This is a genomic window from Chlorobiota bacterium (assembly GCA_016710285.1).
Classification (GTDB): domain Bacteria; phylum Bacteroidota; class Ignavibacteria; order OLB7; family OLB7; genus OLB7.
Map to the genome: position 1 here is coordinate 1,205,963 of JADJXR010000001.1, position 20,945 is coordinate 1,226,907.

Annotated in this window: 13 protein-coding genes; 9 read left to right on the plus strand and 4 right to left on the minus strand. The window is 57.6% G+C overall.

Annotated elements, in window-relative coordinates; genetic code table 11:
• The first annotated feature begins 345 nt into the window (after positions 1–345).
• The 4 genes from IPM61_04265 to IPM61_04280 all read left to right on the plus strand — a co-directional run bounded on the left by IPM61_04265 (position 346) and on the right by IPM61_04280 (position 9,776).
• Positions 346–1,329, plus strand: coding sequence for a DUF1800 family protein (locus IPM61_04265; protein MBK8910523.1), 984 nt, complete (start codon positions 346–348; stop codon positions 1,327–1,329).
• Positions 1,263–1,973, plus strand: coding sequence for a DUF1800 family protein (locus IPM61_04270; protein MBK8910524.1), 711 nt, complete (start codon positions 1,263–1,265; stop codon positions 1,971–1,973). The genes IPM61_04265 and IPM61_04270 overlap by 67 nt, the downstream gene beginning before the upstream one ends.
• 109 nt (positions 1,974–2,082) lie before the next feature.
• Complete coding sequence (locus tag IPM61_04275) at positions 2,083–3,633, plus strand: DUF1501 domain-containing protein (protein MBK8910525.1); 1,551 nt, start codon at positions 2,083–2,085, stop codon at positions 3,631–3,633.
• 338 nt (positions 3,634–3,971) lie between these two features.
• Entirely contained in the window at positions 3,972–9,776 is a 5,805-nt protein-coding gene (locus IPM61_04280; GenBank protein MBK8910526.1) for an adenosylcobalamin-dependent ribonucleoside-diphosphate reductase, read from the plus strand.
• A 121-nt stretch (positions 9,777–9,897) separates the two neighbouring features.
• Here IPM61_04280 and IPM61_04285 read toward each other — a convergent pair whose 3' ends face one another.
• The 3 genes from IPM61_04285 to IPM61_04295 form a co-directional block, all read right to left on the minus strand.
• A complete protein-coding gene (locus IPM61_04285; protein ID MBK8910527.1) occupies positions 9,898–11,592 on the minus strand; it encodes a M3 family oligoendopeptidase in 1,695 nt (564 codons plus the stop codon).
• 108 nt (positions 11,593–11,700) lie between these two features.
• The gene (locus IPM61_04290) at positions 11,701–13,419 is read right to left on the minus strand and encodes a M3 family oligoendopeptidase (GenBank protein MBK8910528.1); all 1,719 of its coding nucleotides are present in this window, start codon (positions 13,417–13,419) and stop codon (positions 11,701–11,703) included.
• Between the two features lie 302 nt (positions 13,420–13,721).
• Positions 13,722–15,413: a tetratricopeptide repeat protein gene (locus IPM61_04295; protein MBK8910529.1), complete on the minus strand. Its 1,692-nt coding sequence runs from the start codon at positions 15,411–15,413 to the stop codon at positions 13,722–13,724.
• A 122-nt stretch (positions 15,414–15,535) separates the two neighbouring features.
• Here IPM61_04295 and IPM61_04300 point away from each other — a divergent pair, with 122 nt between their 5' ends.
• On the plus strand, positions 15,536–16,462 hold the full coding sequence (locus tag IPM61_04300; GenBank protein ID MBK8910530.1) for a response regulator: 927 nt from the start codon (positions 15,536–15,538) through the stop codon (positions 16,460–16,462).
• 80 nt (positions 16,463–16,542) lie between these two features.
• On the opposite strand, the gene IPM61_04305 is transcribed toward IPM61_04300, so the two are convergent.
• Positions 16,543–17,055, minus strand: a complete 513-nt coding sequence (locus IPM61_04305) for a DinB family protein (protein MBK8910531.1) — start codon at positions 17,053–17,055, stop codon at positions 16,543–16,545.
• A 182-nt stretch (positions 17,056–17,237) separates the two neighbouring features.
• Here IPM61_04305 and IPM61_04310 point away from each other — a divergent pair, with 182 nt between their 5' ends.
• The 4 genes from IPM61_04310 to IPM61_04325 all read left to right on the plus strand — a co-directional run bounded on the left by IPM61_04310 (position 17,238) and on the right by IPM61_04325 (position 20,892).
• Positions 17,238–17,936 (plus strand): YggS family pyridoxal phosphate-dependent enzyme, encoded by a 699-nt coding sequence (locus IPM61_04310; protein ID MBK8910532.1) that lies wholly within the window; start codon positions 17,238–17,240, stop codon positions 17,934–17,936.
• A gap of 87 nt (positions 17,937–18,023) precedes the next feature.
• Positions 18,024–19,565 carry an insulinase family protein gene (locus tag IPM61_04315; GenBank protein ID MBK8910533.1) on the plus strand — a complete coding sequence of 514 codons (1,542 nt, stop codon included), beginning with the start codon at positions 18,024–18,026 and terminating at the stop codon, positions 19,563–19,565.
• Positions 19,559–19,921 carry a hypothetical protein gene (locus tag IPM61_04320; GenBank protein MBK8910534.1) on the plus strand — a complete coding sequence of 121 codons (363 nt, stop codon included), beginning with the start codon at positions 19,559–19,561 and terminating at the stop codon, positions 19,919–19,921. The genes IPM61_04315 and IPM61_04320 overlap by 7 nt, the downstream gene beginning before the upstream one ends.
• Positions 19,918–20,892: an insulinase family protein gene (locus IPM61_04325; protein MBK8910535.1), complete on the plus strand. Its 975-nt coding sequence runs from the start codon at positions 19,918–19,920 to the stop codon at positions 20,890–20,892. Before IPM61_04320 ends, IPM61_04325 begins: the two co-directional genes overlap by 4 nt.
• The last annotated feature ends 53 nt before the right edge of the window (positions 20,893–20,945 follow it).

The following is a 20,945-nucleotide window of genomic DNA, read 5'->3' on the forward strand; positions in this document are numbered from 1 at the left end:
AGAGATCAACAACCAAACCCATTTCCCCCCAGCATTGGGGGGACGCGTAGCCGCTTGCGGCGAAGCAGGGGGGCGCAAGGCAGCGGCAGGCCGAAGCCGCCCGTTCCTACTCGACCTCCCCCCCCCAATCCCCTTTCGGTGACTCCCTGCTCAAACACCGCACTAGCAACTAACGGAGAAGGAGGAAGCAAGACATGGAATCCAACACCATTGCTGTGTTGGATTTTTTTTTGGGGGGGGTGAGAACTTTTACTACTATCATTGTCTTTAAGGAGTTGGCGGCCCGATTCTGCACACTTGCCAACTCCAAATCCTTTCTCACATCCTTTCCCACGCAGGCCACCCATGAACCGGCGTTCATTTCTTCGCTCTGGTGCTCCGCTCCCCTTCGCCCCGGCATTGAATACTCCATCGGCTGGATCACTTCCCGGCTCGGTTTCTGCCGCGGCTGGGGGGGATCCGCTTGCCCCGTTTTCTCCAACCGCAGCCACCCCGTGGGATTACGCCAGCGCGGCCCATCTTCTGCGCCGTTGCATCATTGGCGTGGCCGAGTGGGAGGTGCGCCGCGCCGTTAGCGAAGGGCTTTCCGCAACGTTGGACCGGCTGATGCGCCGCACCCCACCACCCACCAGCGACATCAGCGATTTTGCCGGCAAAGAGCCGAACACAGCACCGCCCCCCGAAGGTCCCGACTATAACGTCTGGCTATGGAAAAAACTGGAATACCGCGACCGCCTGGCCATGTGGTGGCTGCATGTGATTGGAACTTCGCCAACTTCCCTGCAAGAACGGATGACACTTTTTTGGCACACCCACATCCCCTCGCAAATGGGGAAAGTGGAGTTCGCCGAATTTATGTTCGTCCAAAACATGACGCTGCGGAACGGCGCGTTGGGAAGCGTGAAGGACCTGATCCGTGCGATGACGAAAGATGTTGGGATGCTGATCTTCCTGGACGGATCGGCCAACAACCGCTACCGCCTGAACGCCAACTACGCCCGCGAGCTGATGGAGCTGTTCACCATGGGAAGGGTGGACCGGTTCGGCCAGCCGAACTACACGGAAACCGATGTCCGCGAAGCAGCCCGCGCGCTAACCGGATGGACGACGCTTGTTAATCCCAACGACTCCCATTTCCACTCCACCTCCTCAATCTTCATTCGCGACAATTGGACCCCGGCGAAAAACTGTTTTTGGGGAAACGGGGACCGTGGAATGCCGATGATGTTATTGACATCATCTTCACCGAGCGGGCCGAGCAGGTGGCTTGGTTCATCTGCCAGAAATTCTACACCACGTTTGTTCGCTGCCAGCCCGATACTAGGGTGATTGAAGCAATGGCCGCGCTGCTGCAACAGCACGATTGGCAGGCCGAGCCGGTGCTGCGTGCCTTGTTTTCCAGCCAGCATTTTTACTTGCCGGAAAACCGGGGGGCCACGTACAAAACGCACGTCGGATTCTACCTTGGTTTGATCCGCACGATGGGGCTTCGGTACGTCCCCGATTTCGATGCCACCACACGCTCGCCATTCAACAACTTGGCACGGCGGCTGCTGGGCATTGGCGAACTCCCGTTCTACCCTCCCGATGTTCAAGGCTGGCCGCAGGGCCGGGCGTGGATCACATCATCAACACTGGCGCAGCGTGAGGAGTTCGCGGTGCAGATTGCGCGGAACAACGCACGGCACTCTCCGCCGCTCTCGCAATTGGCACGGCTGTACACGTTCGATGCAGTGGAGTTCGCCAGAACGTTCCCGCAGCCGGAGGACCCCCACGCCCTGTGCGACGACATCCTTCAACTCTTTCTTGCCGCGCCGATCTCCACTGCCGAGCGGGAGGCGTTGCACCAGATATTGCTTGATGGAGGGAAAGACTACGAGTGGAAATTGGACGACCCCGCCCAGCGGGCCGACGAACGAATCCGCAAGCTGTTGGAGGCGGTTTTCAAGATGCCGCAGTTTCACTTGTGCTAACTGCCGGGCCGGCAGCTTCCAACAAAACAACGCCAAGGCGATCTCCCCGATGCAATCGGGCATTTCTTCCCATCCAAATTCTTACAACAACCAATCTTCCAACACACCCATGCGCCGCCGCACACTTCTGAAAGGGCTTGCTGCTACTGGCATCGCAGCGCAATTGATGCCGGGCGTTGCTGTTCGGGCGTTTGCCCACGCGTTGCCACGCCGTGGACTGATGCGAACCGCCGGCGAACCAAACAACAAAGCGGTGGTGATACTGCGGCTGTACGGCGGCAACGACGGGCTGAACACACTGGTCCCGGTCCACAACGAAACCTACTACCGCCTGCGCAATCGCGGGACGGATCGGAACGTTTCAATCCTGCCGGAGGAAGCGTTGCTGCTGCCGGACCACCCCAGCTTGGGCTTGCATCCATCGCTGGCGTTGCTCCATGAGTTGTACGCCGAAGGGAAGATGGCGGCGGTCCAGAACGTTGGATATCCAAACCAAGACCTTTCCCATTTCCGCTCCACCGACATCTGGCTGACGGGAACGGACGCTTGGACCTTCGAGACCAGCGGATGGTACGGGCGGTATCTGGAAGAGCAGTTCCCTGACGCCTTGAACAACCTGCCAACCTACCCCTTCGCAATTGAAATGGGCCGGTTTGTGACGCGAGCATTGATGGGGAAAAACGGTCCGATGGGGTTTGCGCTGAACGACCTTCGCTACCTTCCCGCGCCAGCCAGCAACAGCACCGACCCCACCAGCTACGCGGCAATGGAGACTGAGTACGTCCGGCTGGTTGCGCGGCAGTCGCACCAGTTTATCGGGGCGTTGATGGAGGCCAACACCGCCGCAACGGAGCCAACGGTGGAGTATCCGTCCCAGCCAGCACTGGCAACCGAGCTTGCGACCATTGCAAAGCTGATTGCCGCCGGGGTGGACACCCCCGTCTGGCTGGTGACGATGGAGGGCTACGACACCCACCACCACCAACTTCCCGACCACGCCGCACGGCTTGCAGAAATTGGGCGGTGCATCCACACGTTCCAGCGCGATTTGGAGTCGCGCGGGATTGCCGACCGCGTCTGCCTGATGACGATCAGCGAGTTCGGGCGCAGGGTGGAGTCGCAAGGGCTGGGGACGGACCACGGCGCGGCGGCCCCGGTGCTGGTGGTTGGGAACGGCGTGCAGCCAGGCATCATCGGCCACGATCCCGACCTGGTGAACCTGGACCCCGACGACAATCTCCGTTTTGAGTTCGACTTCCGCCAGATCTATTCCTCGCTGATGTGCCAGTGGCTGGGGGCCGCGCCGGAATCGCTTGCGCCGAACGTCTTCCCCACCCTGTTTGCGCAGGTGCCAATCTTCAAAGGGGCATCGAGCACGCCGATTGGTGCGCCGGCAATCATTCCCCAAACGGTCCAGTTAGAAGGGGCGTGGCCAAACCCGGCGCGGGAGTTGGCCGAGGTTTCGGTCCGCGGGGCGAATGGGCGAAGCGACCTTCAGATTGAATGTTGGTCGGCACACGGGCAATTGCTGGCGCGGCGTGCCGTCCCGCCAACAGGAATCGTGCGGCTTGACGTTCGCAACTGGCCAACCGGCAACTACATGATCCGGCTGCATGGCGACGGAGTGGAGCAGAATCAGAAGCTGGGCGTGGTTCGGTAAACGCCTAATTTTGGCCAATTCCCCCAAAAAACGGTTCGGGATTCCGGCATCGCCCGCCCGTTTCTTCCTTCATTCAACTGCCGTTATCACCACGCAAAAAAACGTTGGCAACCCAGCATTGGGGTGGTGTATATTCGTGCCACGAACTCAGCCAAACGGCTGAGAGCAGTTCTTTCCTACAACAAACTATCCATCGGTTTCCGCACAACGTGAAGCGCGATTGGTGGCAGCATCGCCACAAATCGCGCCGGACGTTGCACGCTCTTTTGCCGATGGTAGCCGCGGGCTGTAGGGCCACAAACAACCTTCATTTCTTTCCGCACAAAGGAGTTTTCTTCATGAAAATCATTCGCCGCTTCACGCAGGCAGGCCAGAACGTGTACGACCTGTTCGAGTACACCCTCCGCTCCTCCGTTCTCCGCAACCCCGATGGCTCGGTCGTCTTTGAAATGCACGACATCGAGGTCCCGAAGGGGTGGTCCCAAGTTGCCACCGACATCATGGCGCAGAAGTATTTCCGCAAGGCCGGCGTGCCGCAGCTTGATGCCGAGGGGAACCCACAAACCGACGAATCGGGGAACCCGGTGGCAGGGGGAGAACGAAGCGCGAAGCAAGTGGTGCACCGGCTTGCCGGATGCTGGACCCAGTGGGGGAAGGACCACGGTTACTTCGACACCGAGGAGGATGCCCAAGCCTTTTATGATGAGAACGCCTACATCCTGCTGGCGCAAATGGCCGCGCCGAACTCGCCGCAATGGTTCAACACCGGGCTGAATTATGCCTACGGAATCACCGGGCCATCGCAGGGGCATTATTACGTTGATCCGGTGACAGGGAAATTGACAAAATCGAAGGATGCGTACACCCACCCCCAGCCCCACGCGTGCGCACGGGGGAACACGCGTTTATTTACCAGCGCTGGGGTTTTAACAATCCGCGAGATCGTAGAAAATCACCGCACCGATATTACGGTGTTCGATGGCAATCGGCTTGTCCCGATTTATGCCGTGAAAAATAATGGAGTTCGGCCCGTTTGGCGCGCCACGCTTCGCAATGGCAATTTTATTGAGTTCACCGACGACCATCAGATCTGGAGCGCAGACCGTCCCACAAAAGAAGGCGGGGCGTTCGATTGGAAACCGTTGCGGGAAATATTGGGGTGGCAAGTTCAACAAGCTGCCATGCCCATTGCCGAACAGAAAGAAGAAGAAAATGAGGTATTGGCAGTAGTTGCCGGGGAACAATCGCTGAACTCCACAGCCATTGAATTGCGGCATATTCTTCGGAATGCAGAAATTGAATTTTCCGATGATGCATTCTCCAACAACAATGATGATTTCGTCCAAGAATACGAGCTTGACACCACGTCGTACACGGCAAAAATCCCAGAAAAAATCTTCCAGGGCACACTGGAAGAAAAGCGGTTATTCCTCCGTTCGCTATTCCAAGCCAGTGGATCCGTTCAGATTCACGAAGGCAAAAATTCAGGCGATGTAGTTCTATCTACCATTTCTGAAGAATTAGCACACGGGGTTCAAATATTGCTCCTCAGTGTCGGCATTTATTCCAACGCCTCCGTTGGTTTCGATGCTCAGGAGGGCCGCAAGCCTGTGTATCAGATCAGCATCTCGTACTTCTCCGAACGAATGAAGTATGAGCAGCTGATTGGATTTATTTCCAGCGATAAACAACAAAAGCTCCGCACACTCAACGCCACAATTTTTGGCGAACAAAAAAATTCATTATCGGAAGAATTAGTCACCTCCATTGAATATCTGGGCGAGGAGGAAGTTTTTGATATTCAAACAGAAAGCGCACGTTTTGCTGCGAATGGCGTTGTGGTGCATAATTGCTTCATCCAATCGGTCAGCGACGACCTTGTGAACGAAGGAGGAATTTTCGATTTAATCACACGCGAGGCGCGGATTTTTAAATACGGTTCTGGTACCGGATCTAATTTCTCCGCTATCCGTGCCGAAGGGGAGCCGCTTTCTGGCGGTGGGGTTTCCAGCGGGTTGATGTCATTCCTGAAAGTTGCGGACCGCGCTGCTGGCGCGGTGAAGTCCGGTGGGACCACGCGCCGCGCCGCCAAAATGGTGATCCTAAATGCCGATCACCCAGACATCGAGACGTTCATTGATTGGAAGATGCAGGAGGAGCAGAAAGTGGCCGATTTGGTTGCTGGCTCCAAAGTGAACAGCCTGTTCCTGAATGAGATCATGCAGGTTGCCGCCCGCGACGGCAGCGATTTCACCGAACCCGGAACCGAGCTTCACGACCTTGTTCAGCGCGCGCTGAACCGTGGTATCCCGATGAGCCAGATTATGCGCGCATTGGCACTGGTTGGCCAGGGCCACACCAATGCCGATGTCCGGACCTACAACACCCACTACGAAGGGGAAGCCTACATCACCGTCAGCGGGCAGAACTCCAACAACTCCGTCCGTGTCACCAACAGCTTTATGGACGCTGTGGAGCAGGACGGCACTTGGGATCTGGTCCGCCGCACCGATGGCAAAACGGTGAGGTCAATCGGCGCACGCCAGCTGTGGCAGAAGATCAACTACGCGGCATGGAGCTGCGCCGACCCTGGGTTGCAGTTCCACACCACCGTCAACGAGTGGCACACCAGCCCGAAGGATGGGGAGATCAACGGGAGCAATCCTTGCAGCGAGTACATGTTTTTGGATGACACGGCGTGCAATTTGGCAAGCATCAACCTTGCCAAATTCTACGATGCCGAGGCGCGGGTCTTCGATGTTGAGGGCTACAAGCACGCGTGCCGCATCCTGACGATTGTGCTGGAAGTCTCGGTGCTGATGGCGCAGTTTCCTTCCAAAACCATCGCCCAAAAAAGCTACGATTTCCGGACGCTTGGGCTTGGCTACGCGAACATCGGCACGGTGCTGATGACCGCCGGAATCCCCTACGACAGCGAAGAAGGGCGCGCATGGGCCGGCGCACTTTCCGCAATTATGACCGGCGAAGCCTACGCCGCAAGTGCCGAAATGGCAGGGCAGCTTGGGCCATTCCCCAACTACAAGCGGAACGAAAAAGATATGCTGCGGGTGATCCGCAACCACCGCCGCGCGGCCTACAACGCGCCGGAATATGAGTACGAAGGCTTGACCATCAAGCCGATGGGGATCAACCACTCCTTGTGCCCAACCAACCTTTCCGACGCAGCAAAGGAGACGTGGGACCGTGCGCTGGCGTTAGGGGAACAGCATGGCTATCGCAACGCGCAAGTCAGTGTGATTGCGCCGACCGGGTGCTTAGTTGGCGGGTCGCTTGTCACTACCAGTCGCGGCATTGTTCCGTTGGAAACGTTGGGCGACACCAATGGCCAGCAATGGCAAGATATCAGCTTCACCGTGCTGACCGACGAAGGGGAGAAGGAAGCCACGAAGTTCTACATCAACGGCATTGCCCCAACCCGCACAATCCGAACCTCCAGCGGATACGAGATCACGGGAACATTGCAGCACCGCGTGAAAGTGGTGGACACGGCCACCGGTGCATGGAAATGGAAACGATTTTCCGAGATCACCTCGGGCGATATCCTCCCCCTTTCGATGAACACGACCGTGGGGAAACCGCAACCGGTCCGGCTGCCACTGCTGAGCGATCTCCATTGGAATTGCAGCCACACCATGACGGTTCCCGAAACGATGACACCAGAACTTGCGGAGTTAGTGGGGTACTTCATGGGGGACGGCTCGCTCCACAGCAAAGGCTTGCGGTTCTGCGTTACGAAGGAGGACACCGACGTTGCTCATCGTCTTATTGAACTGGTTTCCACACTCTTCAACCTTGAGTGCTATGTGGACCCACGGCAAGGCTACCTTGAGGTTGGGGTGAACTCGGTGCAGCTTACCCATTGGTGGCAGGCCAGCGGTTTCAACAAACTTCAACCAACGGCTAACCACTCGGGTAAAGGATGGACACCACGGATCCCCAACGCCGTGCTTTATACCAACGACCCTGTCTGTTATGGGGCATTCCTGCGTGGGTTGTTCGAGGCCGATGGAACGGTAACGAACGGCGTTCCCCACTGGAGCAGTGTTCGCAAATCGTTCTCAACGCAGGTGAAATCGTTGCTGCTTGCATTGGGCATTCCAACAACAACAAAACTAGACCAATCACAATGGGGGAGTTCCACACTCTACGTGGTTCGATTGCTCAATCAATCCTACAACTCTGTTTTCCAAGAACAGATCGGCTTCATCGGGGCGCGCAAACGGAATGCTGTGCGCGTGGTGGAGACTGTGCAGTCGGCACGGCATGATTATATCTATGCCGAGCAAGGGGTGATTGATCTGGCATTGGCGCAACCATCAGAGCGGAACGCGGTGATGCTGGCGGTGAAACGCCACGGAGCCATTACCCGCACCAGCTTAGAACGGGTGTACAAGCAAACTGGTAACACCGAAGTAGCAAAGGCACTGGACTACTACTACGACGTGGTCGAAGCAAATGAAGATGGTGGCGAGCAACTCACCTACGACATCTCTGTTCCTGAGAACGTCACTTACGTTGCCAATGGATTCATCAGCCATAACACCATTGCCTTAATCATGGATTGCGACACCACCGGCATCGAGCCGGACTTCGCAATGGTGAAGTTCAAGAAGCTGGCCGGTGGGGGATACTTCAAGATCGTCAACAGCTCGGTCCCGGCGGCGTTGCGGGCGTTGGGGTATTCCGAGGCGGAGATTGTGGAGATTGAACGCTACATCAAAGGCCACGGCACGCTAAGTGGATGCCCGCACATCAACAAGCAAAGCCTGAAAGAACACGGGTTCAGCGATGAAAAAATCCAGGCAATCGAGAACCAATTGGACAGCGTTTTCGACGTGAAGTTCGCGTTCAACAAATGGACCCTTGGCGAGGAGTTCCTTCGTGGAATTGGCTTTGCCCAAGCCGAGCTTGACGACCCATCGCTGAACATCCTTGCGCGGCTTGGATTCACCAGCCAGCAGATTGAGGATGCCAACAAGTTCATCTGCGGGACCATGACCATTGAAGGCGCGCCGGGGCTGAACGCCGAGCATCTTCCGGTGTTCGACTGCGCCAACAAGTGCGGCAAGTATGGCCAGCGGTACATCCAACACATGGGCCACGTGAAGATGATGGCCGCTGCGCAGCCATTTATCAGCGGCGCAATCAGCAAAACCATCAATATGCCGAACCACGCCACCATTGATGAAGTGGCCCACGTGTATATGGAGTCGTGGAAGCTGATGCTGAAGGCGATCGCGCTCTACCGCGACGGCAGCAAGCTCTCGCAACCGCTGAACTCCACCGCCGACACCGACCTTGTTGAGGAGGTCACCCTGCGCGATCTGCAAGTTGAGCCATCGCAGATGATTGGCGAGGAGAACACGTGGGACGAGAACGTTGGCGCGGCGCAGGTCCACGAGCGGATTGTGGAGAAGGTCTATCACCGTGCCGACCGCCGGCGGCTTCCGAAACGTCGCCACGGATTTGTGCGCGAAGCAACCGTTGGCGGCCACAAAGTCTTTATCCGAACCGGGGAGTACGAGGACGGCACGCTTGGCGAAATCTTCATTGATATGTACAAAGAAGGTGCCAGCTTCAAGGGGTTGCTGAATTGCTTCGCGGTGCTGGCCAGCAAGGCGTTGCAGTACGGAATGCCGCTGGAGAAGATGGTGGATACGTTCACCTTCACCCGGTTCGAGCCGTCGGGCCCGGTGTTTGGGCACGAGGCAATCAAATCTTCCACCTCCATCATTGACTACGTCTTCCGGGCGTTGGGATATGAGTATCTGGGCCGCGAAGATTTCATCCACGTGAAGGCGATTGATGAGACCGCAAGCACCGAAGCAAAAGCCGGAACCAACGGAACAAAAGCGAACGGCAATGGAAATGGGAACGGGCATGGGAACGGCCCCAAGCTCTCGCCCGGGCAATCGCTCTATGCCCGCCAAGTTCGGGCGATTGATACGCCAACCGTCGCGCCGCCAGTAAAGCCAATGGGGGAAAGCCAGAAGAAAGTGCAGACCGCAAAAGCACAAGGCTACACCGGCGAACAATGCGGCAACTGCGGCTCGATGCGGGTCCGCCAAAACGGGACCTGCCACGTCTGTGAGGATTGCGGGACAACCAGCGGCTGCTCGTAATCGCGCACGAAAAAACCATCAAACAAAAAGGGGCATGAATTCTATCATGCCCCTTTTTCTATTCTCACTTTTTCTATTCTCAGCCGATTGGAATCCCCTTCCCCGTTTGGCGGTTCGGGCATCACATCCCAACCTGCGCGGCGGCATACTCCATCAGCTCCTTCATCAACTCAGGATCGAACGGCGAGCGCAATCCCGCACTGCTGACGATATCCAGCAGCCCCATTGTTCCGCCAACGCGGCACAGCTGCAGATAGGTCTGCATGGCGCGGTCGTGGTCCTGCTCGGCCATGATCGCAAGCTGCATCGCGGCGGTCTCGGCAATGGCGTAGTCAATGTAGTAGAACGGGGAGCGGAAGATGTGGGGAAGCTGATACCACGAGGTTCCCAGATGCTCCTCAAGGCCAGAGTAATCAAGGTCGGAATCGTACAGCGTGCCGATGCGTGCCCAGGCATCTTCACGTTCGGCTGGGGTCGCCGTTGGATTCTCATACACCCAATGTTGGAACTCATCTACCTGCGCCCGGTAGCACATCGCCCCAACAACTTTCCGCCAACGCCCAAGCCGGAACCGGCGGGCATTTTCCGGGGTGAAGAACTCATCAATAAACGGCAAGGTTAGGAACTCCAGCCCAAGCGAATGAATCTCGCACGCATCGGCCGTGGGGGAGTGGAGCAGCACGTTCTGGATGGATCCGCTTTCCCAATGCTGGATTGCGTGGCCCATCTCATGGATAAGGGTCCGAACATCATCGGCGTTGCCGGTGGAGTTGCAGAAAATTGCGGGGCGGCCCTCGTCGCTGAACCACGTGCAGAACGCGCCGGCGCGCTTGCCGTGGCGGTGCTCAAGGTCAATCAACCCCTCGGCCCGCATCCGGCGAAGGTGGTCGGCAAGGTGGGTGGAGATGCGGTCGAACATCCGTTCGGCACTCTCAAGCTGGGTTTCCACGGGCACGGATCCCGGGGGAATGGTTAGCTCGGGATCGTACGGTGCATCCCACGGGCGCATCCGTTCCGCGCCCATTCGTGCGGCGTGTTTGGCAGCAAGCCGGCGGCGAAGCGGCACGGCATGCGTGCGGATACTTTCGCGAAACGTTGCCGCTTCGGCTGGGCCGTAATCGGTGCGGCCCATGCCGGAATAACCAAGCGGGACAAAGTTCGGATGCCCCAAATTCAGCCCCATCTGGTGGCGGAGTTCAACAAGCTCGGCAAAAATCTGGCGGAGCGTTTGGCGGTTGTTTCCCACCCAACCACGAATTGCCAGCCACGCCTGTTTGCGAAGCTCGGGGTCGGGGGAATCCATAAACGAGCCAAGCTCCTTCAGCGACATGGCCTTGCCGTTGAACTCCACTTCGGCAACGGCCATCAGCATGCTGTACTGGTTGGCGACCTGGCCTTCCTTCAGCCGCAGCGTGGTGTTGATGGGGTCCAGCGGCTCCATGGTGTTTCGCAGCACAGGGATCATGTGGCCGCCAAGCTGTTCGGCAACGGCATCGGCGTGCCGGCTTTCCAGAAAGGCCTGCATAAACTGGTGGCGACCCTCGGTAACTACCGGCGCAACTTCTTCGCGGAAGTATCGCTCGCGTTCTTTCAACGCCGTGTCGGCCATATTCCCGGCAAACCGGAAGTTGATGCGGCTTGACTCCCCGCCCACATAGCCAGCCAACGCATTCCACTGGTGAAACAGCTGGGTCCATTGGTCGGGAAGCTCGGCCGATTCCGCCGGTGCAAGCTGCGCAAGCAGTGTTTGATACTCTGCCCGGGCAAAATCGGCAGTGACAGAATCGGGGCGGTTTGGATAGAAGCGGTAGTTCATGGTAGGAATTGGGAAAACGATCACGAAAGTATCAGCATTGGGCAGAAGGGCAACAGCCAATCGCGTAAGGAGTACGGTTTTTACCGTACTCCTTAGCGATCATTCTTCTTACCCCTCCGCCTCCGCCATCTCCTCAATTCCAAGCTCTTGCGCTGCGTGGGCCATAAGGTCACGCATTACTTCGGCATCGAATGGGGAGCGCAGGCCAACGCTGCGGAAGATATTCAAGACGCTTTTGGTTCCGCCAATGCGGCACAACTCCAAATAGCTCTCCATCGCTTTTTGGTGGTCGTCGGCATCAATCAGCGCAAGCTGCATCGCTCCGGTTTCGGCAATGGCGTAGTCAATGTAGTAGAAGGGCGACCCGAAGATATGGCCCTGGGCATACCAGCGTGCGTACTTGTATTCCTCCAGGCCGGTGTAATCAATGCCGGTCAAGTAGGTGTCCCAGATTCGGCTCCATGCGGCATCGCGCTCGTCAGGGGTTGCGGTTGGATTTTCATAAACCCAATGCTGGAACTCATCCACGATGCAGATATAGCAGATGATCTCCACAGCAGCCTTCCAGCGGTTGCGGCGGAATTTTTCGGCTTCCTCCGAAGTGAAGAATTCATCCATGTGGCGCATGCTCAGATACTCCATTCCCATGGAGTGAATTTCGCAGGCATCGCTGGTTGGCCATTGCAAATCAACTGCCTCAATCGCTTGGCTTTCCCAGCCCTGGAAGGCGTGGCCCATCTCGTGCATCAAGGTTCCAACGTCCCCTTCTTCGCCGGTGGAGTTGCAAAGGATTGCCACGCGCCCTTCGTCGCTGAAGGAGGTGCAGTAGGCCCCGGCGCGTTTCCCTTTGCGGTTCTCAAGGTCAATCAATCCTTCGGCACGCATCCGCACAAAGTGGCCAACAAGTTCGGGCGATAGCTTCGTGAACAACCGTTCGGCGCGGTCAAGCTGCTCGGCCACCGGAGCAATCCCCGCCGGAAGCGTGGTGGCCGGATCGAACTCAACATTCCAGGGCTTCAAGGTCGTTTCCCCAAGCTGCGCGGCTTGGCGATCGTAGATTTTTTTCTGGAGCGGGACCACAAACTGGCGAACGTTCTGGCGGAACGCAGCGGCTTCGGCGGGTCCGTAATCGGTGCGCCCCATTCCCAAATATCCAAGGGGAACAAAGTTCGTGTGTCCCAGGTTGGTCCCCATCTGGTGCCGAATCTGAACCATCTGGTCAAAGATCGGCGCAATCGAATCGCGATGCTGAAGGAACCAGGAGCGATGGGCAAGAAATGCCGAGCGCCGTGTTTCGAGGCTGGCGGATTTCATCAGGCTGCGCGCTGCCGGAAGGGTCATCGTTTTTCCTTCCACCGTCACCTCGCCGCCGGCCACAATCTTGTCATACTGCGTCACCAAGTCCCCATCCTTCACCCGCAAATCGCTGTTGATTGGGGCAAGCGGCTCCACTGCGGTTTTCAGAACGTCAACAAGGTGGTTCCCGTAGCGTTCGCCAACGGCATCGCGCCAGCGGCTGTTCAGCAGCGCGGCCAACAATTCGGAGTTCGCGTTCTCGGCCACCGGACGAATTTCTTCGCGGTAGTAGCGGTAGGATTCCTCGCGTTCTGGATCGTTCATGTCCTTCGATTGCGCGTGGCTGCGGCGGCTGCCTTCGCTGTCGCTGAAGGATTTCAGCGCGTTCCAGTCGGCATATAATTCCAGCCAGGCAGCTGCCGTTTCGGCTGATTCTGCGGCTTCGATTCGGGCGGTTAGCGCGGCGTACTGCTCCCGAATAAATTCGGCGGTGACGTTCGCTGGGCGGTTGGGGAAATGTTTGAAGTTCATGCGGTTTTTCTATTGCGTTGTTGTTGTGTTCAAAGCTACGGTAGCACCTGCCGCGCCGATTCCGCAACCCGGCAGGAACGGAATCCGCATGGCGCGGTATCGGTGCCAATCACGAAAGCACGGAACGGTGCTGGCCAATGACGGCCAACCCGCCAAAGTATGGTAACACTGTTAGGAAAATTTCAAAAAAAGATTACGCTGGCGGAAGCGGGGGAAGGACTCCGTCAATCGGGAGGGTGAAATTACCGTTGCGCGGCGGAAGCACTTGTGGACCTCACCAATCCTCACATCGGGGGCGGGCTTCAAGGTTGCTCCTCCACTGCGCCAATTGCTGCAAGAAATGTTGAAAGATTATCATCCTTCCCAAGCTCCAATTTCTTGCGGATGCGCTGGCGGTACTTTTCGATGCTGCGCGATTCGGTGTTCAGAATCTGCGCAATCTCCTTGGTGGAAAGGTTGATTTTAATCAGCGAACAAACCTTCAGCTCCGTTGGCGTTAGCCCGGGATAGCGTGCAGCAAGTGCTTCCAAATAGCCAGCGTGAACCTGCTGGAACTGCCGCTCGAACCCGCTCCAATGTTCCTCGGACCCGATAGCCTCGCCAAGCTCCTGTTCCACCTGGCGCAGCAACGCCCCCCCTTTTTCGGAAACAAATTCCCGCAGGTCCACAACGTGCCGCCGCAGCTTCCGCAGCATTTCGTTTTTCTGCGTCAGGTACATTGCGGTTGTGGCCAGTTCTTTTTTGCGGAACTCCGCTTCCTGCTCAAGGTGCTTGTTGTTAAGCTGCAGGATTTCCGACTCCTTACGGGCTTGCTCAACCTGGTATAAGGCTTGCATTTTTTTCACGCGGCGGTCGGTCTCCGCGTTGAAGATAGCCTCCTGCAAAGCCACAACTTCCATCAGGATAGCGGCGGCATCTTGGTGGTGGTTGGTTTGGATAAGGATAGAGGTCAGGTTTTGCAGGATTTCGTGCAAGTAGGTTTTTGCATCCAATTCACGAGCGGCTTCGGCGGCTTGGGTTAGATAGGCAATGGCGGCGGCGGCATCATCTTGGCGAGCATGGAACGCCCCCATTGCCTCAAGCGCGATAGCAACCTGCAGCGGCCGCCCAACCTGGCGAGCAATGTCGAGATAATGGTGGAACATCTCCTTCGCGGCTTCGGCGTTCCCTTGCTTCTCATACACTTTCCCGATGGAGCTTTGTGTGGAAGCCGCCCCCATCGTATCCCCCAAACTCTGCTTCAATGCCAAGCTTTTTTGGTAATACTGAAGCGCGCTATCGTAATCCTTGGCGTGGAAACTGGCATTCCCCAAATTGTTGTAGGTGGTGGCCATTCCTTGCCGGTCGCCTATCTGCTCTTTGATTTGAAGACTACGGTTCAGAAACTCGATCGCCGCATCTATCTGGTGGGTCTCAAGGTAGTAGGTGGCGATGTTGTGGTACGCTCGGCCTATCCCGCGTTGGTTGCCGAATTCTATGTTGATGGATAAGCTCTTGTTGTAATGCTCCAACGCCTGCTCGTACTGGCCAAGGATGTTGTAGATCATGCCCAAATTCTGCAGCGTGGTGGCTTGCGATTCCCGATCCCCTAACTCCTCTTTAATCCCTAAACTCTGCTCCCACGTGGTAATTGCTTGGGGATATTCCCCTCGTTCAAAATGGACGATACCAATGCCGTTTAGGATGCTCCCTTGCATGGCAAGATTACGGGCAAGGCGGGCAAGTTTTAATGCTTGGTGGTAGCAGGATAATGCTTCGGCATGCTGGCCAAAATCTGCCTGGGCTCCCCCTTTGATAAACAGTGCTCGCGAGTGGTGGCCATGCTCACGATCGGCACGGGCGCGCTGCTCGGCTTCGTCGGCAAGGGCAAAAGCACGCTGGGGGTTGGAGTAGCGAAGCTCGGCAGCCACCATCAGCAACGCAAGCGTGCGGTGTTCTTCCTCACCGGTTTCCAGATACTCCTCTGGCGATTGTGAATGTGGGAGTTCCTGCATATCACCCTTATGGCCTGTTCGCGGGATAACTGGGCCGCCAATATACGCCGCTGCTATTCGGTTTCCGTCCCAGCAAGTAATTCCGTTTCTTTGCAGCGCATCTTCATTTTTTTATCGCGACTATGGCTACCGAACCAACCGTCCTAATCGTTGAAGACGACCCCGCCATTGCCGAAGGGCTGCGCGCCTTTCTGGAATCGGAAAATTTTCTTGTGGAACATTGCGATGACGGGGGAACCGCCGCCGAGCGGGCATTGGAGCTACTCCCCGATGTCCTTCTGCTGGATATTTCACTGCCACGCCGCAATGGCTTGGATATTTGCCGCGAACTTCGCCAACGCGGATTCATCAAGCCAATACTGCTGCTGACTTCACGCGCCGAGCAGCTAGACAAAGTGCTTGGGCTGGAGTCCGGGGCCGATGATTACATCACCAAACCGTTCGATTTGCGGGAGCTTCTGGCACGGGTGCGCGCCCACACCCGCAGCTTCCAACGAACCGTCCAAACCGCCGCGCCACTGATCGAGACCCAAAGCTACAACCGCCGGCTGTTGGCAATCATGTTCACCGACATCAAGGATTACGCCAAGATGATGAACGCCGACGAACGCCGCGCCGTCCGCTTGGTGGGGATGCACAACCGGTTGATGCAGGAGGAGATCAAAGGGCATGGCGGACAGGTGGCGGAGATTATCGGCGATGCGTTTGTTGCCACGTTCGGCAGCGCGGTCCGGTCGGTGGAATGCGGCTTGGCAGTCCAGAAAAAATTAGCCGAGTACAACCAGCAGCAACCGGAACCGGAGCAAGTGCATGTGCGGATCGGCATCCATCTGGGCGACGTGCTGGAACACGCCGATGGGAAGCTGGCGGGCGACTCCGTCAACATTGCTGCACGCTTGCAGCAGATTGCCACGCCGGGATGCGTCACGGTTTCCGACAGCGTCTTTATTGCCATTCGCCACAAGATTGACTGCCACGCCGCAAGCCTGGGGGAACGCTTCGTGAAGAATATCCAGGACCCCGTGGTGATCTACGAGCTAAGCACCTGAAACAGAACCGGACGGTGGCTAATTGCACCGTCCGGCTATGCTTCGGTTCTCCCTGTTACCCACCCTGCCCCACACCCTTCTTAGGCTTCCACAGGTCTAGGCTTCGGGTCCCGGCCCACCCAGCAGTTGGCCGTGCCAAGCTGCGGATTGCCAGACATTTTAGCGTACAAAAAAAGCTGCATCCGGTACGCCACCAACCACGCCAACACCCCACGGACAATCCCCTCGCCAATCGGCACTTCCGGCCCAACCCCCGGCACCGGCCCTGTGCGCGTCAAGAATTCGTCATCGCTTACCGGGGCCAACGCTTCGCGGATCGCCTGAACCTGCCGATCCATTGCGGCGGGGAAATCCTCAATCGCCATTGCCTCGGCTTGCTGCTCCAGCGGTTCCCACGCCGCAAAATTCTTGTCAAGCATCCCCCGCACCCCGCCGATACCACAGTAGGAAAGATAGCGCAGCAGCTCGCGGGTGCTGCGCATTGTTTCCCCGGGGCGGTAGTCGTAGCTGTCGGGGCTGAGCTTGGTGAACAGGTGGTTGCAGATGTCCCGCTCGCGGGAGATTGCCGCCAACGCTTGGTCGCGAGTAATCATGGTAGATTTTGTTTTTTGGTGTTCGTATGAAGATTGCGCCGCAAATATCGGCGATTATTCGCTGAATTGTTCTCTTCGATATTGCTAATTCGCTGAATCAGCCCAAAAAAATGGTTTCTTTATGAACACCGTTTGGCATGGCGGTCCCTTGTGGGTAGTTTAGGCCACCTTTTTCCACATCCATGAACAACGAACTTCAACTCCGCATCGGGGCCATACGCCAGCGCATTGCCGAAGCCTGCAAGCGGGCCGGGCGGGACCCTGGCAAGGTCCAGATTATTGCCGTGGCCAAGACCAAACCAGTTCAAGCAATCCTTGCGGTGCAGGCGTGCGGGCTGGTGGAGATTGGGGAGAATTACGTTCAGGAGTTGGTGGAGAAACACCGGGCAATTGGGGATGGCGTGCGGTGGCATTTCATTGGGCATCTTCAGCGGAACAAGGTCAAGTATCTTGCTCCGTTCGTGGGGCTGGTCCATGGCGTTGACAGCCTTCGGTTGGCCGAAGAAATTAACCGCCAAGCCGCGCAGCAAGGGCGGACGATTCCGGTGCTGCTGCAGGTGAACACGTCGGGGGAGGAATCGAAGTTTGGGGTGGAGCCAACGGCGGCGCTGGCCCTTGCCGAAGAGCTGCTACGGCTGCCAAACATCCGGCTGGAAGGGCTGATGACGTTGGCCGCATTCTTGGACGACCCCGAAGCCGTGCGCCCGATGTTCCGCCTGCTTCGCCAAACCCGCGACGAACTTCAGCAGCGGACCGGGCATCCGCTTCCCCACCTTTCCATGGGGATGACAAACGACTTTGAGGTGGCAATCGAAGAAGGGGCCACAATGGTCCGAATCGGAACCGCAATTTTTGGGGAGCGGGAGTATGATGATGATTAACACAGCCAACCAGATACCAGGCTCCAGCAACGACTTCACAATTACGACCATAGACACTATCAAAAGACACCATCAAACTGCGACCGCATGAACCGCTATATCTCACTTCTGATCTTGCTGCTGCTTCTGCCGCCACTCCTCCATTCCCAACCCCCCAAACGTCCACGCACGATAACTCCTTCGCCGGAGTCGCAGCGGATGGGCGACAGCTTGCGGGCGCTGAAGGACCGGATCATTGCCGACCCCGACAACGCCGAACTCTACCGCCAGCACATGAAGGACCTGCGGGAGACGATGCGCAAGCAGCGGGAGCAGGCGGGGGAAACACACCGCGCATTCAACTCACCCTACCAAACCCTGACGCTGGAGAACGGCCTTCAGGTGGTGGTGATCCAGGACCACACCGTGCCGCTGGCCACGGTGAACATCACCGTCCGCAACGGGGCGTTTACCGAGCCGGATGAGTTCGCGGGATTGTCGCACCTGTACGAACACATGTTCTTCAAAGCCAACGCCGTGCTGCCGTCGCAGGAGCAGTTTATGAAGCGGATCCGCCAGCTTGGCATCAGCTTCAACGGCTACACTTCCGATGAAGTCGTCACCTACTTCTTCACCCTTCCTTCGGCAAACCTTGAGCCAGGGGTGAAGTTCATGGCCGATGCAATCCGCACTCCAAAATTCAACGAGGAGGAATTGGTGAAGGAGCGGGAAGTGGTGCTGGGGGAGTTCGACCGCAACGAGGCGCAACCCGATTTCGTGCTGGATTACGCCATGGACTCCGCGCTCTGGATGCCCTACGTCAGCCGCAAGCAGCCGCTGGGCCAGCGCATGGTGATTAAAACCGCAACGGTAGAAAAAATGGAGATGATCCAGAAGCGGTTCTACCTGCCGAACAACGCCGCACTGATCGTGAGCGGCGACGTTGACCCGAACGCCGTGTTTGACCTTGCCCGCAAGTACTACGCCGACTGGCAACGCGGCCCCGATCCCTTCCCCACGTACAACCCGCCGGCGTTCCCGCCGCTGCAATCCAAACTGGTTCTGCGCGAAGTGAAAGCCCCGGATGTTTCCATCCGAATGGTGTTTCGCGGACCAAGCGTTGGGAAAGATGAACCCGACCCGTACATCGCCCAACTGATCGCCACCATGATGGGGCAATCCACCAGCCGTTTCCACCATGCATTGATTGATAGCGGGCTGGCAACCGGAGCCTTCAGCCACTTCGGCAACGCGCGCAACACTGCCGACATCGGTTTCTACTTGGGTGCCCAGCCGGAGAAGGCCCCCACGGCGTTGGCAACCTTGCGGGCTGAGCTTGCCGCAATGGCAAAGCCGGGATACTTCACCCAAGAAGAGATTCAGGTTGGGAAGGAGATCATTGCCAACCGCAGCCTGTTCGAGCGCGAAAACTTTCACCGCTTCACCACCGGAACAACCGCCCAATGGTGGAGCAAAGCATCGCTGGAATACTACCTCAACTTTGCACCGAACGTGCAGAAGTTGACCGAGGCGGACATCACCCGCTTTGCCCAACGCTACATTGCCGGCCAGCCGTTCGTGCTGGGGATTGGAGCCGAACAAAAAACCCTGGACACCCTGAATTTTACCGACAAGGAGCTGAAATGGTGAACCACCGCACGCAGCGTTTGGCCATCGCGCTGTTGATGATTGGCCTGCTTCCGGGAATTGCCCCGCAAGCAATCGCCCAGCCGGACCGGATTGCGCGGGTGAGGTCCTTCACCGAGAACGGCATCACCGTGATTCTTAGCCCTGCCGACAACAAACTGATTGCCACCATCATCGCGTTGGATGGCGGGATTGCAAGCGGCGAAACCACCAACCCCGCGCTTGGCGATTTTGCTGCCGACCTGATTGCCGCCAGTGGATCGAAACAAACCCCGAAGGAGGAGCTGCGGAAATTTTTAGCGCGGACTCCACCACCATCAACGGCGATGGCGACCAGCAGGGGGTCCGGTTCAGCATGACCGCAACACGCCAAAATTTTGGCAAGGCCTGGAACGTGCTTGCTGGGATGATTACCGAACCGGCATTCGACCCAACAGCATTCGGCACCATCATGGGCGCACGCACCGCACGCGAGCGCCGCCGCAACACCAACCCAGGAAGCTACGCCGAACGCATCGCCGACAGTTTGCTGATGCTTGGCCACCCGGTGCTTGGCCGCCGAACGCAACTGGCCGATATCGAAGCAGTTTCGGTGCCGATGATTGAAGCGTTCCAGCGGCAGCTGGCCCAGCGGTCGCGGATGACGGTGGTGGTGGTGGGGAACGTCAGCGAAGGGGAACTGCGCGCGAAGCTCCGCTCGTTCGCGGGCCTGCCGGTTGGCAATTACACCGCCCCGGTGCTGCAACCGCTGGCTCCGGCAGCTTCCCCAAAGGTTCTTGTTAGCGACCGCCCCGGAAGCCCAACAACGTACGTTTCGGCAGCATTCGCCGGGCCGCCGGTGCGTTCGCCCGAATATTGGCCGCTGGCCATTGGCTTGGCGCATTTGCGGAACGTGTTGTTCCAAGAAGTCCGAACCAAACGGAACCTTTCCTACGCCCCGGGAAGCCACCTCTCATCGCCGTTGGGAATTGGCGTGGGGTCCATGAGCGTCAGCTCCGTCTATCCCGATTCCGCCATTGAGGTTATGAACCGCGAGCTGCAGAAAATGCGCCAGGGTGAGTTCACCGAGGAGGATTTGAACGATTCGCGGCAGGTGTATATCACTGGCTACTTCATGCGGCAAATGACCAACGGCGGCGTTGCCGAAGCATTGCTGAACGCCCACCGCAGCACCGGCGATTGGAAAACCGCATTCAGCTACGACGCAATCCAGCAGGTCACCAAAGCCAGCGTGCAAGCCGCTTTCCAGAAGTACGCCCGCAACCTGCAAGTGGGGATCGTGGGGCCAAAGTCCGGCGTAACCGAGAAGAAGTATGTGATGGGAAGCTAACCGCTGGCGTTGCGCGGGGTGGCCGCTCCTTCGGTCCCCCGCTCTCCGTCGCC